Genomic DNA, 13,086 nt, shown 5'->3' with positions numbered 1-13,086 from the left:
CGGGGGGGGGGCCCCCCCCGGGGGCGGCCGGGCGGGCTGGTTTTGTGGGGCGGCCAGGGCCTGGGCCCGCGCCACGGCGCCCGCCCGCGGCGGATCGACCAGCCACTTGTCGGCACTGCCGTCGGCCACAAGCATTTCCGGTGTCATGTCGAACAGGTTGCGCGCCACGAAAGTGGCGGGCGACAGTGCCCGCCGGGCCGACGTCGCTGGCTGATTCCTGTTGAAGTTGTCGGTTGCGCGCGCCACCAGCGTGTCGCTGCCCTCGATGCCCAGCACCTCGCGAGCCCGGCTCGCCAGCGGCAAGGTGAAGTTGCCGAGGCCGCAGAACCAGTCGATCACGCGCTCTTCGGGCTGCACGTCGAGCAAACGCAATGCCTTGCCCACCAGCGCCCGATTGATGTGCGGATTGACCTGCGTGAAGTCAGTGGGCTTGAATGGCATCGTGACGTCGAACTCGGGCAGCCGGTATGCCAGCGGCGTGCCGCCCTCTTCCAGCAGCTTCACGGTGTCCGGCCCCTTGGCCTGCAGCCACCATTGAACGCCCTCGTTCTTCTCGGCAAAGGCCTTCAGCCGATCGATGTCTGCGCGCGAGAGCGGTTCAAGATGCCGCAGCACCAGCGCGATGGTGCCGAGCCGCGTTGAGTCGGGGGCGTCGCCGCAGGCCAGTTCGATCTGCGGGCAGGTTTCGCGCGCGTCCATCGAACCGATGAGCGCGCGCAGCGGCATCAGCATGTCGCTGACCTGCTTCGGCAGCACGGGGCACACCTGCATGTCGGCCAGGTAGCGGCTCTTGCGCTCGTGGAAACCGATCAGCACCGTGCCCTTCTTGACCACGTGGCGTACCGAGAGGCGCGCGCGGTAGCGGTAGTGCCAGGTCGGCCCTTCGAGCGGCCGCAGCAGGTTCTCGGGCTTGACCTTGCCGAGGTGCCAAAGGTTGTCTTCCAGTGCGCGCTGCTTCACGGCCACCTGGGCGGCCGCATCCAGGTGCTGCATCTTGCAGCCGCCGCAGGCGCCGGTGTGCAGGCCGAAATGGGGGCAGCCCGGGCGCACGCGCTGCGACGATTCGCGGCGGATGGCCGTGACCGTGCCCTGCTCCCAGTTGTTCTTGCGGCGATGGACATTGAACTGCACTTCCTCGAAAGGCAATGCGCCTTCGATGAACACGACCATGCCGTCGGCCTTGTGCGATACGCCCTGCGCGTCGAGGTCGAGAGACTCGACCTGCAGCCACTCTTCACCGGGATTCGTGGGGACTTTCGCGGGGGCTTTGTTTTCTTCGATGGATTCCGTCATCCCCCGATTGTCTCAGCGTGGCCGAGGCAGCTAGAACAGCGCGTCGCGCTCGACGCCAGCGCGGGCCAGTTGGCGGCGCATCTTGGCCAGCGCCTCGTTCTGGATCTGCCTGACGCGCTCGCGCGTGAGGCCGAGGCGCACGCTCAGCACCTCCAGCGTTTCGGGCTCGCGGTCGTGCAGGCCATAGCGCCCCTCCAGCACCTCGCGTTCGCGCGCATCGAGGGCGAGCACCCACTGGTCGAGCAGGCGCTCCACCTCGTGCATGTGCGTCACGTCGGTCGGGCTGCCCTGCCCGTCCTCGGAAGCCACGGTGTCGGCCAGCGTGAAGCCCTCGTCCCCGCGCGCGTCACCCGCGTCCAGCGAGCGCGGGGCTTCGGACAGGGCCAGCAGGTCGGCCACCGCCTGCACCTCGCGGCCGAGCAGCGCGGCGATGTCTTCCACGCGCACGCCATCGGGCCGGTGCGCGAGGAATTCGGCGTCACCTTCGAGTGCGCGGCGGGCCCGCAGCACCTGCTGCAGCTCACGCACCACATGCACCGGCAACCGGATCGCGCGCGCCTGCGTCATGACCGCGCGCTCGACGGACTGGCGGATCCACCAGGTCGCGTAAGTGGAAAAGCGAAAACCGCGTTCGGGCTCGAACTTGGTGATGGCGTGCATCAGGCCGAGATTGCCTTCCTCGATGAGGTCCGACAGCGGCACGCCACGGCCCAGGTAGCTCTTGGCGATATTGACCACGAGCCGCAGGTTGTGCTCGATCATCGATTGCCGCGCCGCGAAGTCGCCGGCTCGCGCGGCGCATGCGGTCTGGTATTCCTGCGCAGGCGTGAAGAGTTCGGTGCGACGGACCTGGCGCAGGTAGATGGTCAACGCATCCGCGCCCTCGCCGCCGATTTGTTCGCTCGCAGTGCCTGCAGGCAGCGCGCCGTCTGCCGTTGGTGGTTCTAAGCCTTCTTCCGGTGGCGGGTGAACGCTCTCACCGACGAACTCATGCCGACCGTTGTCGGGAGATGGGCTGCCCCTGCCCGCCAACCCGCGCACGGGCAACAGCGTGCGGCGGGGGCGGGAAGCAGCCATGGCATCACCGGCCGGGCAGGTAGCGCGAAGGATCGACGGGCTTGCCCTGGCGGCGGATCTCGAAATGCAGCTTCACGCGATCGGCGTCGCTGTTGCCCATTTCGGCGATCTTCTGGCCCTTCTGAACCGACTGGTCTTCCTTCACGAGCAGCGTCTGGTTGTGGGCATACGCCGTGAGGTAGGTGTTGTTGTGCTTCAGGATGATCAGGTTGCCGTAGCCACGCAGGCCTGCGCCCGCATAGACCACGCGACCGTCGGCGGCGGCCAGCACAGGGTCGCCCGCCTTGCCGCTGATGTCGTAGCCCTTGTTCTTGGCCTCATCGAAGCCCGCGATCAGCGAACCGCTCGCAGGCCAGATCCAGCCGATGTCTTCATCACCCACATTTCCGCTGCCGGGACCGGCCGGCGAAGCCGTGACCGGCGGCTTGGTCGTCGCGCTGCTGGCGGGCGCCGAGGGCACCACCGCAGGCTGCGGCGTCACGGGCTTCGTGACCACACCTTCGGGTGAAGCGGCGGGCGGTGTTGCAGGCGCGGCCGCGACGACCGTTCCCGAACCTGCCGGCGGAATCACGCGCAGCACCTGGCCGACTTCGATCAGGTCGGGGTTCTCGATGCTGTTCCAGCGAACGATGTCCTGCCAGCGCTGGCCGGTGTCGGCACCGATGCGGCGAATGGTGTCGCCGGGACGCACGGCGTAGTAGCCGGGCTTGCCATAGTTTTCGATGCCGGCGAGCGGCTTGCCGTTGGCGTCGGTGGTGATGGGCGGGCCGCCGGGCACTGCTGCGCCAGGCGCGCGCGACATAGTGCCGCGGTCTTCGACCGGCGCCGGCCCGCGCGGTGTGGAACAGCCCGCGATCACGAGCACAAAGGCCAACGTGACGCCAGCGAACCAACTCCGATTGCCAAAACCCTGCATTTGTTATTCCTTCAAGCGATGCCTGATTTTAGGGGGACAAAGTGAACCGCCTCAAGAATGAGGCGCTCCAGTCCCCGCGGGGTCTTGTCGATGACGACAAGGGCCTGGCCACCACTTGCGGACTGGGTCGGTGCCACGATGCGGCCACCCACCGCGAGCTGCGCAATCCAGGCCTCGGGCACGGCTTCGCCGCCAGCCGCGGCAATGATGCCGGCGTAGGGCGCGCCCTTGGCATAGCCGATCATCCCGTCGCCCAGCATCAGATGTACCGTCGCCAGCCGGAAGTGCCGCAGATTGGCGCGCGCGCGTTCGTGCAGGCCGCGCAGGCGCTCGATGCTGTAGACCTCGGTGGCCACATGATTCAGCACCGCAGCCTGATAGCCGCAACCGGTGCCGATCTCGAGCACGCGGCCGAGCTTGTCCTGCGGCTTTCCAGCCAGCGCGGGTGCGCCCATCAGCAGCTCGATCATGCGGGCCACCACGTTGGGCTTCGAAATGGTCTGTCCCAACCCGATCGGCAGGCTCGTGTCTTCGTAGGCCTGGTTGACCAGCGCACTGTCGACAAAGCGATGCCGCTCCACGGCGCCCATTGCGCGCAGCACCCGCGGATCGGAGATGCCCTGCGCCGCGAGCCTCTGCACCATGCGCGCGCGCACGGCATCGGAAGCCATCGAAGGCGTGGACGGCACCATGGGCTTGGCCGGCACGGCGGGCATGCGCCCTCGCGTGGCGGCCGAAGCGGTGGGTGTCAGGCGAACGGGGAAACTCGGCCGCTGCGTGGCCATGTCAACTGCCGAGACGGGCCACCGTCTCGCGCCATTGGCCAAGGTTGGCGTGGTCGGTCAGGTCGATCTGCAGCGGTGTCAGCGCGATGTGGCCGGCTGCGGTGGCATGGAAGTCGGTGCCTTCGCCGCTGTCCTTGGCGCCGCCTGCGCCGGCGATCCAGTACATGGTTTCGCCTCGCGGGCTGTCCTGGGTGATTACCTTCTCCGCCGCATGGCGGCGGCCGAGCCTGCAGACCTTGACGGGCTTCAGCTCGTCGAAAGGCAGGTTCGGCACGTTCACGTTGAGCAGGAAGGCGGCGCCTCCCAGCATGCGCTCGCGCTCGATCTGCTGCACCAGCCGCCGCGCCACCTGGGCGGCCGCATCCACATGCGCCCAGCCCTTTTCGATCTGCGAGAACGCGATGGCCGGAATGCCGAACAGGTAGGCCTCCATCGCCGCGCCGACCGTGCCCGAATAAATGGTGTCGTCGCCCATGTTGGCGCCGTTGTTGATGCCGGAGACCACCAGGTCGGGCCGGTAGTCGAGCAGGCCCTTGAGCGCGATGTGCACGCAATCGGCCGGCGTGCCCGTCACGTAGCGAAAGCCGTTGTGCGCCTCGCGCACATAGAGCGGTGCCGCCAGGGTCAGCGCGTTCGATTTGGCACTGTTGTTGTGCTCGGGCGCGACCACCTCGACATCGGCGATGTCCCTGAGCGCGTCATGCAGTGCGACGATGCCCGGCGCCTGAAAGCCATCGTCGTTGGAAATTAGTATCTTCATGGTGTCCTGGATGCCCGGGATTGTAGGCGCCGGGTGCGTCGCAGCAGGGACAAGCCCACCCTGCCGCGCCGCCTATCATCGCCCGCATTCTTTGGCCCCATCCGACTCACACGAAGGAGACTCGAGCATGCACGCATGGCTTTGCGAAAACCCCACCGGCGTCGACGCGCTGACCTGGAAGGAACTGCCGACCCCGACCCCGGGCCCGGGCCAGGTGCTGATCGAAATCAAGGCTGCGAGCCTGAATTTCCCCGATCTGCTGATCGTGCAGAACAAATACCAGATGAAGCCGCCCCTGCCCTTCGTGCCGGGCTCCGAATACGCGGGCGTGGTCCAGGCGGTCGGCGACGGCGTCACGCACCTCAAGGTCGGGCAAAACGTGGCCTGCCTGTCGGGCACGGGCGGCTTTGGCACCCACACACTGGCACCCGCGGCCTTGTGCATGCCGTTGCCCGAAGGTTTCGGCCACGTCGATGCCGCGGCTTTCATCATGATCTACGCCACCTCGTGGCACGCACTGATGGACCGAGCGCAACTCAAGGCCGGCGAAACCGTGCTGGTGCTCGGCGCGGCAGGCGGCGTGGGCACGGCGGCCATCCAGATCGCAAAGGCTGCCGGGGCCAGAGTGATTGCAGCAGCCTCCACCGATGAAAAATGCGAGCTTTGCCGCTCCATCGGCGCCGACGCGACGATCAACTACACGACGCATGCACTGCCCAACGGTTTTCGCGATGCCGTCAGGGCCGCCACCGACGGTAAAGGACCGGATGTCATTTACGACCCGGTGGGGGGTGATTTTGCAGAGCCCGCCTTTCGCTCCATTGGGTGGCGCGGCCGTTATTTGGTTGTCGGTTTTGCGTCCGGCCCGATTCCATCACTGCCATTGAACCTGACACTGCTGAAAGGCGCTTCGCTGGTCGGCGTGTTCTGGGGGGATTTCGCCAGGCGCGAGCCCAAGGCCAATGCACAGATGATGGCCGAATTGGCGCAGTGGTACGGCCAGGGAAAGATCAAGCCGGTGATCGACAGCACGATGCCCATGGCGGAATTGAAGGCTGCCTACGCCCACATGGGCTCGCGCGGCGTCAAAGGAAAACTGGTGATGGTGAACTGAGCGCACCACCAGCGAACGCCCAATAAAAAAGCCCGCACATGCGGGCTTTTTTATTGGGCCACAGCCCGGAGAAGCCAGGGGCGCTTACTTGATCTCGTACTCGGAAAGCGACTTGCCCGCAGCCAATGCCTCGGTCACCCAGCGCGGCTTGCGGCCACGGCCACCCGACCAGGTTTCGCCCGTCGGGCCGCGGTATTTGGCGGCAGCCTTGGCGGGCGCGACGCCTGCACTGCGCTTGACGGCGCCCGCACGGCCGGTGAGTTTCAGATCGGAGGCCGTCAAACCGTATTCGGCGATCTTCTTGCGCAACTCTTCGACCACGCCCGCGCGTTCCTGGTTGCGCAGGTCTTCGGCCTGCTTGCGCAATTGCGCAATCTGCTCGTCATGCTTCTTGATCTGGGAATTGATATCGGCGAGGGTCGAAGCCATTGTTGGACTCCTGAAAATTGAAAACGGGTGGATTTTAATTCAGTTTACATTTGCCACAAGCATCCTGCCCGGCGAAAAAAACGGCGGCGCATTGCGTCATTGCAACAACTCGCAACATAAAGCCATCCGCGACGGGCGCTTTATATACGGGCAAGACGAGAAAAAAAGAGAGAAAGGGGAGCGGCGCGCGGGCAGAAGAAGATGCGGCGGCCGGAAATGACAACGCCGGGTAAACCCGGCGTTGTGGTCCTTTTTGAGCGCTATTGCGCAATAGCACAAAGGAGATATTTTGGGGTGGCTGATGGGACTCGAACCCACGACGACCAGAATCACAATCTGGGACTCTACCAGCTGAGCTACAGCCACCGTAGAGCCTACGATTGTAGCGTTAAAAATCGCTGTTTTGACGAAGGCAATCAATGGCGAGGCTCGAAAGCTACATTTCGCCTCCCCGCCGGGATCGGCGCCGGCGCTTCGATGCCTGTCGCGATCGCGGTGATCGGCAAAAATTCTCGCCCGCCTGTCCGATCTTCATCGCCGGCACCGACAGGCATATCGCTCCGCTATCATGAATGCGACCCGCGCCAACGGGCATGGCTTCTGGCCATCTCCACTTCACCACATCTCAAAGGAATTTCTTCATGAGCATCGTCTGGACCATCCTGATCGGGTTCGTCGTGGGTCTTGTGGCGCGGGCCGTCAAGCCAGGCGATGACTCCGCCGGCTTCATCGTCACGACCATCATCGGCATCGCCGGTTCGCTGATCGTCACCTACGTCGGCCAATCGCTGGGCTGGTACACCGCCGGCCAGGGCGCGGGTTTCATCGCATCGGTGCTGGGCGCGATCGTGCTGCTCATCATCTACGGCCTGATCAAGCGCAAGAGCTGATGCGAAGAATGGGCCGTGCCGCCTCACGCGCACGGCCATCATGATGCCCCGCAAAGCGCGCGCCAAGCATCATGTCTACGTGGTCGAGCTCGATGACCGCGTATGGAACAACCGCCGCTTCAGGCGGGCCAACCCCGACTACCAACTCGGCAAGCCCTTCGTCTACGTCGGCATGACCGGCCTGGACCCCGATATCCGCTTCGACAAGCACAAGGCCGGCATCCAGGCCAACAGCTTCGTACAGGAGTTCGGCCTGCACCTGCTGCCGGCGCTCTACGAACGCTACAACCCCATGACCTACGAGGACGCGCGCCTGATGGAGGTCGATCTCGGCATCGCGCTGCGCAAGGCCGGCTACGGCGTGTGGCAGGCCTGACGCGGCGGCAAGTACTTCAGGAGTAGGTGACCCAACTTTCGTAGGCAGGGCCGTCCAGATGCGGCAGCGTGTTGTAGGTCACGAGCATGTGCCGCTTGGGTGTAAAGGCGAACTCGGTCACCGACGTGTTGCGAATACGCAGGTTGATTTCGATCGTCGTCTCCGCGCTCGTCCCCAACACATGGCCCACCGCCGTGCTGATCGGCCCTCCGCTCGACACCACCAGCACCTTTGCGCCATGGTGCTTACCGCGGACATGGTCGAGCGCCGTCGTCACGCCCGCCATGAAGTCGACATAGCTCGGCATTCCGGCCGGCGTCGTCCTGCCCTGCATCCACGCGCCCAGCCCCTCGCGCAGCAGGCGAAAGTGATGGCGGTACATCTCAGGCGAATCGGGCTTTTCCAGCTTGCCTTCGTGGATGGTGGCGATGACCGCCTCGCTGTCGTATTCGTTGAGACCGGGCCACGGCAGCACGTCGTCGCGCTCCAGGCCGAGGCCCTTGGCGATACCCTCCCAAGTCTGGCGATGGCGCTTCAACGTGCCGGTGATGACGGCATCGAACTTCATGCCACGCTCGCGCCAGTACTCGCCGAGGCGAACGGACTGCCGGTGCCCGAGTTCGCTCAGGTTGTCATAGTCGGCAGCGCCAAAACTGGCCTGTCCGTGGCGCACGAGGTAGAGGGTTCCCATGCACGGGATTCTGGCAAGAAGCCGAGCCACAGCTTGTCCCTCGGGCGACCGATTCATGGGGGCCAAAAAAAGCCCGAGCGGTCGGCTCGGGCTGTCTCTGGCAACGCTGTGTACGTCAGCGGCCCGCGGCGGGCGGCAGCGGCTCCGTCGGCTTCGGCACCAGGATCTCGGCCTTGAAACGGTCCTTCAGCAGGTTGTAGTAAGCGGCGTCTTCTGCGGCAGCCACGGACTGGCCGACCTGTGCCTGTTCCTGCTTCGCGAGTTCGGGCGCCGGCGGCGTGCGCGGAACGACCTTGGTCACGCGGACCACGGCATAGCCTTGCGCGCCGAGGTCCACGCCCACGAGTGCGGGCAGCTTGGAAGGGTCGGCACGCAACGCGGCATCGATGACCGGCAGTGGCTGCGACTGCGCTTCGCGGCGCGAAACGGTCAGAGGCGCGCCGAAAGTCGCACCGTCCGCCTTGGCAGTCCACGCGGCGAGCCTGGCTTCGCCTTCGGTCTTGGCGAGCACCGAGGCGCGTTCGGCAATGAGTTGCGCACGGATCTTGTCCTTGACGTCGGCCAGCGGCACCGGATGTCCAGGCGTGTACTTCGTCACGCGGCCCGATGCGAGTTGGCTCGGACCGACTTCGATCGCCTCGGTGTTCTGCTTGCGTTCAAGCGAATCGGTTGCGAAAAGCGCGCTCAGGAAATTGCGGCTGGCCATCGGGCCGGTGCTGCCCGGTGCGGGCACGCGCGCAACATTGTTGGCCGTCTGGATCGTGAGCTTCAGCTTCTCGGCAGCGGGCTTGAGGCTGTCGGGCGACTGGTAGACGGCGTCGGTGAATGCTTCGGCGGCCTTCGCGAACTCCTGCGTGGCCTGCTGCGAGCGCATGTCGTTCTCGATGGTCGCGCGCACCTGCTCGAAAGGCGGCACCACGGCCGGCTTGATGTCGGTCAGGCGAATGATGTGATAGCCGAATTCGGTTTCGACGACGCCGCTGGTTTCGCCCTTCTTGAGCGCGAACATCGCGTCTTCGAAAGGCTTGACCATGGCGCCCTTCGTCACGAAGTCGAGGTCGCCGCCCTTCTCCGCCGAACCCGGGTCCTGCGAATTCTTGCGTGCAACGTCGGCGAAGCTGGCAGGCGACTTCTTCACTTCGGCCAGCAACTGCTCGGCCTTGGCCTTGGCCTTTTCGCGATCCGCCGCGGGCATGCTGGACGGCGCGGTGATCAGGATGTGGCTTGCACGGCGCTCTTCCTTGGTGCCGAAGCGCGCGGCATTCTGTTCGTAGTAGGTCTTGAGGTCGGCCTCGTTCACGACGACGTTCTTCTTGGCCGCGTCGAGGTCGAGCACGAGGTATTCGATGCTGGCCTGCTCGGGCACCTGGAACTGCGCCGTGTGGCCCTTGTAGTAGGCCTCGATGTCGGCATCGCTCACCGTCACCTTCGAAGCAAAGCTGTCGGGGCCGAAGCGCGCCACCTGGATTTCGCGGCTGTCGTAGAAGGCATTGATGGTCGTGGCGGCCAATGCAGGCGGCGTGAAGGCCGTGCCGGAGACGCCCAGCAGCACCTGCTGCGTTGCCATGTCGGAGCGCACCGAAGCTTCGTACTGCTCCGGCGTGCGGCCGGTCACGCGCTGGAAGGCCTCGCGGTCGAACTTGCCGTCGGGTGTACGGAACGCGGCCAGGCCCGGGTCCTGCGCGAAGATGCGCGACAGGCGCTCTTCGGACACCGTCATGTTGACCTTGGCCGCCGCGGCGGCCAGCACGCGGTCGCGCACCATGCGCTCCAGCGTGGCGTAGCGCAATGCATCCGACTCGAGCAAGGTCGGGTCGACGTTGGGCGACTGCTGGCGAATACGGTCCGTCTCAACGCGGTGCTGCTGATCCCATTCGGGCTTCGTGATGTCGTGCCCTTCGATGCGGGCGACCTTCTCGTCGCGCCCGAATCCCTGATAGCGCTCGACGCCGAAGAACACGAACGAGGGAATGATCAGCAAGAACAAGAAAATCATGACGACCTTGTTGTACTTGCGGAAGGTATCAAACATGCTTGAACACTCTTTTTCGACGGCTGTCGGACGGCAATAAAAAAGGCGAACTTGCGGTTCGCCTTTGCATCGGGTGGGTGGTGGGTGCTGAGGGGCTCGAACCCCCGACCTACGCCTTGTAAGGGCGCCGCTCTACCAACTGAGCTAAGCACCCCACCGGGAATACTTTCCGAGTCTAACGTCTTAGTTCAGCGCGTCTTTCAGCGCCTTGCCCGGACGGAACTTCGGGATCTTGGCTGCCTTGATTTTAATCGCGTCGCCGGTGCGGGGATTTCGGCCGGTGCGGGCCGCGCGCTTGCCTACTGCAAAAGTGCCGAAACCGACGAGCGAAACGGAGCCGCCTTTCTTGAGCGTGGTGCGAATGGCGCCAATAGTGGATTCGAGTGCACGCGTCGCTGCGGCTTTGGAAATATCGGCGTTCTTTGCGATGTGCTCAATCAGTTCGGTCTTGTTCACAAGGGCCCCTTGTAGGAAAAAGTTGGTCGGCTTCCGTCAGCTGCGACCTGGCCGCAAACGATGCGACCCCAGAGCCTGGCAAGACTGACGCCTCGGCAGCGCGCTGCCAGCGAGGATTACAACCACTGGTCTGCAGGGTGTCAATAAGACGCGAAGCCATGCCGATCAGCGGAGCGCGCGATTTTAGAGGCCTTTCGTGAAGCCCTTTTTCAGGGCGGCTCAAAGGGCGGCGGCGATCGCCTTGCCCACGTCGCTGGTGCTGCCCGTTCCGCCGATGTCGGGGGTGCGCGGCGCTCCGCTTTGGGGCGCAAGCACCTTTTCGATGGTCGAAAGAATGGCGTCGTGCGCCTGCTTGTGGCCCAGGAACTCCAGCATCATCGCGCCGCACCAGATCTGCCCGATCGGGTTGGCGATGCCCTTGCCGGCGATGTCGGGCGCCGAGCCATGCACCGGCTCGAACAGCGACGGCGCGGTGCGATCGGGATTCAGGTTGGCGCTCGGCGCGATGCCGATGGTGCCGGTGCAGGCCGGCCCCAGGTCCGACAGGATGTCGCCGAACAGGTTGCTCGCCACCACCACGTCGAAGAAGTCGGGCCGCTGCACGAAGTGCGCCGTGAGGATGTCGATGTGGAACTTGTCGAGCTTGACGCCCGGGTAGTTCTTGCCCATCTCGGCCACGCGCTCGTCCCAGTACGGCATGGTGATCGAGATGCCGTTCGACTTGGTGGCGCTGGTCAGGTGCTTCTTCGGCCGCGACTGCGCGAGCTCGAAGGCGAACTTCAGCACCCGGTCGACGCCGATGCGCGACATCACGGTTTCCTGCACCACGATCTCGCGCGGCGTGCCTTGGTACATGCGCCCGCCGATGCTGGAGTACTCGCCCTCGGTGTTCTCCCGCACGATGTACATGTCGATCTCGCCGGGCTCGCGCGGCGTGCCGTCGCGCCGCACCACGGGCGCGATGATGCCGGGCATCAGGCGCGCGGGACGCAGGTTGATGTACTGGTCGAACTCGCGGCGGAACATCAGCAGCGAGCCCCACAGGGAGACGTGGTCGGCGATCTTCTCGGGCCAGCCGACCGCGCCGAAGAAGATGGCGTCGTGCCCGCCGATCTGGTCCTTCCAGTTGTCGGGCAGCATCTGGCCATGCTTCTCGTAGTAGTCCCAGCTCGAGAAGTCGAAGTGGTCGAATTTCAGGTCGATGCCAAACTTGCGCGCCGCAGCATCGAGCACGCGCAGGCCCTCGGGCATGGTTTCCTTGCCGATGCCGTCACCGGCGATGACTGCGATTCTGTGGGTGCTCATGGTGTGGCTCCTGCTCGTTCGAGATGGGTGAAAGGCGAAAAGAATGCCTGCGCCTCGGCGAGCAACTCGCCCGGCGCTTCTTCGGGAACGTAGTGACCGCACGGCAACGCGCGGCCCGACACTTCGGCCGCGCGTTCGCGCCACAGCGCGAGCACGTCGAAGGCCTTGCCGACCGCGCCGTGCTCGCCCCACAGCACGCGCAGCGGCTGTGCCAGGCGCTGGCCGGCGGCGATGTCGGCGCGGTCGTGCACGAGATCGATGGTGGCGGAGGCGCGATAGTCCTCGCAGATGGATTCGGCCGTGCCCGCGATGCCGGCGCAGCGCTCGTATTCGGCCAGCACCTCGGGCGCGAAGGGCGCGAGGCCGGCATGCCGCCCGCCCATCACGCTGCGCACGTAGCGTGCGGGGTCGGATGCGATCAGCGCCTCGGGCAGCGGCGGCGGCTGGATCAGGAAGAACCAGTGCCAGTAGGCCTTGGCGAAGGCTTCGGAGGTGTGCTCGTACATCGCGAGCGTGGGTGCGATGTCCAGCAGCAGCATCCGCTCGACTGCGTCGGGGTGGTCCGCGGCGAGCCGGTGCGCCACGCGCGCGCCGCGGTCATGGGCCAGCACGCCGAAATGTTCGAAGCCGTGGTGCCGCATGGCGGCGAGCGCGTCGAGCGCCATCTCGCGCTTGCTGTAGACCACGTGTTCGGCATCAACTGCAGGCCGGCCCGAATCGCCATACCCGCGCAGGTCGACGGCGACCACGGTGAACCGCTCGGCCAGCGTCGGAGCCACGCGATGCCAGATCGCATGCGTCTGCGGATGGCCGTGCAGCAGCAGCAAGGGAGCACCGCGCCCGCCGATGCGGCCGTGGATGCGCACGCTATCGCGCTCAATATCGAAAGTGGGAAAGGAAAGGAAGGAGGCTGTCACGCAAACGATTGTGCGTTGCGCCCGGACGATCATCAAGCAACAATC

At 65.3% G+C, this 13,086-nt stretch carries 14 protein-coding genes and 2 tRNA genes; 3 read left to right on the top strand and 13 right to left on the bottom strand.

Going from position 1 to position 13,086, the window contains the following annotated elements; genetic code table 11:
- The 5 genes from rlmD to surE form a co-directional block, all read right to left on the bottom strand.
- The coding region (gene rlmD, locus ACCC97_RS16560) for a 23S rRNA (uracil(1939)-C(5))-methyltransferase RlmD (RefSeq protein WP_413333921.1) at positions 1-1,293 on the bottom strand (1,293 nt) is incomplete at its 3' end.
- A 30-nt stretch (positions 1,294-1,323) separates the two neighbouring features.
- Positions 1,324-2,370 (bottom strand): sigma-70 family RNA polymerase sigma factor, encoded by a 1,047-nt coding sequence (locus ACCC97_RS16555; RefSeq protein ID WP_413333919.1) that lies wholly within the window; start codon positions 2,368-2,370, stop codon positions 1,324-1,326.
- Between the two features lie 4 nt (positions 2,371-2,374).
- Complete coding sequence (locus ACCC97_RS16550) at positions 2,375-3,286, bottom strand: peptidoglycan DD-metalloendopeptidase family protein (protein WP_007830726.1); 912 nt, start codon at positions 3,284-3,286, stop codon at positions 2,375-2,377.
- 11 nt (positions 3,287-3,297) lie between these two features.
- A complete protein-coding gene (locus tag ACCC97_RS16545; RefSeq protein WP_413314527.1) occupies positions 3,298-4,071 on the bottom strand; it encodes a protein-L-isoaspartate(D-aspartate) O-methyltransferase in 774 nt (257 codons plus the stop codon).
- Between the two features lies 1 nt (position 4,072).
- Complete coding sequence (surE, locus tag ACCC97_RS16540; RefSeq protein WP_007830722.1) at positions 4,073-4,831, bottom strand: 5'/3'-nucleotidase SurE; 759 nt, start codon at positions 4,829-4,831, stop codon at positions 4,073-4,075.
- Between the two features lie 127 nt (positions 4,832-4,958).
- Between surE and ACCC97_RS16535 the strand changes: the two genes are divergently transcribed.
- A complete protein-coding gene (locus tag ACCC97_RS16535; protein ID WP_413333916.1) occupies positions 4,959-5,945 on the top strand; it encodes an NADPH:quinone oxidoreductase family protein in 987 nt (328 codons plus the stop codon).
- An 84-nt stretch (positions 5,946-6,029) separates the two neighbouring features.
- Here the strand turns inward: ACCC97_RS16535 and ACCC97_RS16530 are convergent, their stop codons facing one another.
- Positions 6,030-6,374 carry an H-NS family nucleoid-associated regulatory protein gene (locus tag ACCC97_RS16530; protein WP_007830718.1) on the bottom strand — a complete coding sequence of 115 codons (345 nt, stop codon included), beginning with the start codon at positions 6,372-6,374 and terminating at the stop codon, positions 6,030-6,032.
- A gap of 290 nt (positions 6,375-6,664) precedes the next feature.
- Positions 6,665-6,740 (bottom strand) — tRNA-His (locus tag ACCC97_RS16525).
- A gap of 275 nt (positions 6,741-7,015) precedes the next feature.
- Here ACCC97_RS16525 and ACCC97_RS16520 point away from each other — a divergent pair.
- Both ACCC97_RS16520 and ACCC97_RS16515 read left to right on the top strand, forming a co-directional pair.
- The gene (locus ACCC97_RS16520; protein WP_413333914.1) at positions 7,016-7,264 is read left to right on the top strand and encodes a GlsB/YeaQ/YmgE family stress response membrane protein; all 249 of its coding nucleotides are present in this window, start codon (positions 7,016-7,018) and stop codon (positions 7,262-7,264) included.
- 40 nt (positions 7,265-7,304) lie between these two features.
- Positions 7,305-7,640, top strand: coding sequence for a hypothetical protein (locus tag ACCC97_RS16515; protein WP_007830714.1), 336 nt, complete (start codon positions 7,305-7,307; stop codon positions 7,638-7,640).
- A 16-nt stretch (positions 7,641-7,656) separates the two neighbouring features.
- On the opposite strand, the gene ACCC97_RS16510 is transcribed toward ACCC97_RS16515, so the two are convergent.
- From ACCC97_RS16510 to ACCC97_RS16485, 6 genes are all read right to left on the bottom strand, one after another.
- On the bottom strand, positions 7,657-8,331 hold the full coding sequence (locus tag ACCC97_RS16510) for a histidine phosphatase family protein (protein ID WP_413333912.1): 675 nt from the start codon (positions 8,329-8,331) through the stop codon (positions 7,657-7,659).
- A 115-nt stretch (positions 8,332-8,446) separates the two neighbouring features.
- Complete coding sequence (locus ACCC97_RS16505; protein WP_413333910.1) at positions 8,447-10,363, bottom strand: SurA N-terminal domain-containing protein; 1,917 nt, start codon at positions 10,361-10,363, stop codon at positions 8,447-8,449.
- 78 nt (positions 10,364-10,441) lie between these two features.
- Positions 10,442-10,517 (bottom strand) — tRNA-Val (locus tag ACCC97_RS16500).
- Between the two features lie 29 nt (positions 10,518-10,546).
- Entirely contained in the window at positions 10,547-10,819 is a 273-nt protein-coding gene (locus ACCC97_RS16495) for an HU family DNA-binding protein (RefSeq protein WP_007830705.1), read from the bottom strand.
- A 219-nt stretch (positions 10,820-11,038) separates the two neighbouring features.
- On the bottom strand, positions 11,039-12,124 hold the full coding sequence (locus ACCC97_RS16490) for a tartrate dehydrogenase (protein ID WP_007830702.1): 1,086 nt from the start codon (positions 12,122-12,124) through the stop codon (positions 11,039-11,041).
- The gene (locus tag ACCC97_RS16485; protein ID WP_042673028.1) at positions 12,121-13,041 is read right to left on the bottom strand and encodes an alpha/beta fold hydrolase; all 921 of its coding nucleotides are present in this window, start codon (positions 13,039-13,041) and stop codon (positions 12,121-12,123) included. Before ACCC97_RS16485 ends, ACCC97_RS16490 begins: the two co-directional genes overlap by 4 nt.
- Positions 13,042-13,086: the final 45 nt, after the last annotated feature.

The sequence above is a fragment of the Variovorax sp. Varisp85 genome (assembly GCF_047304045.1).
GTDB lineage: Bacteria > Pseudomonadota > Gammaproteobacteria > Burkholderiales > Burkholderiaceae_C > Variovorax.
This window is presented reverse-complemented; position numbering and strand designations above follow the sequence as displayed.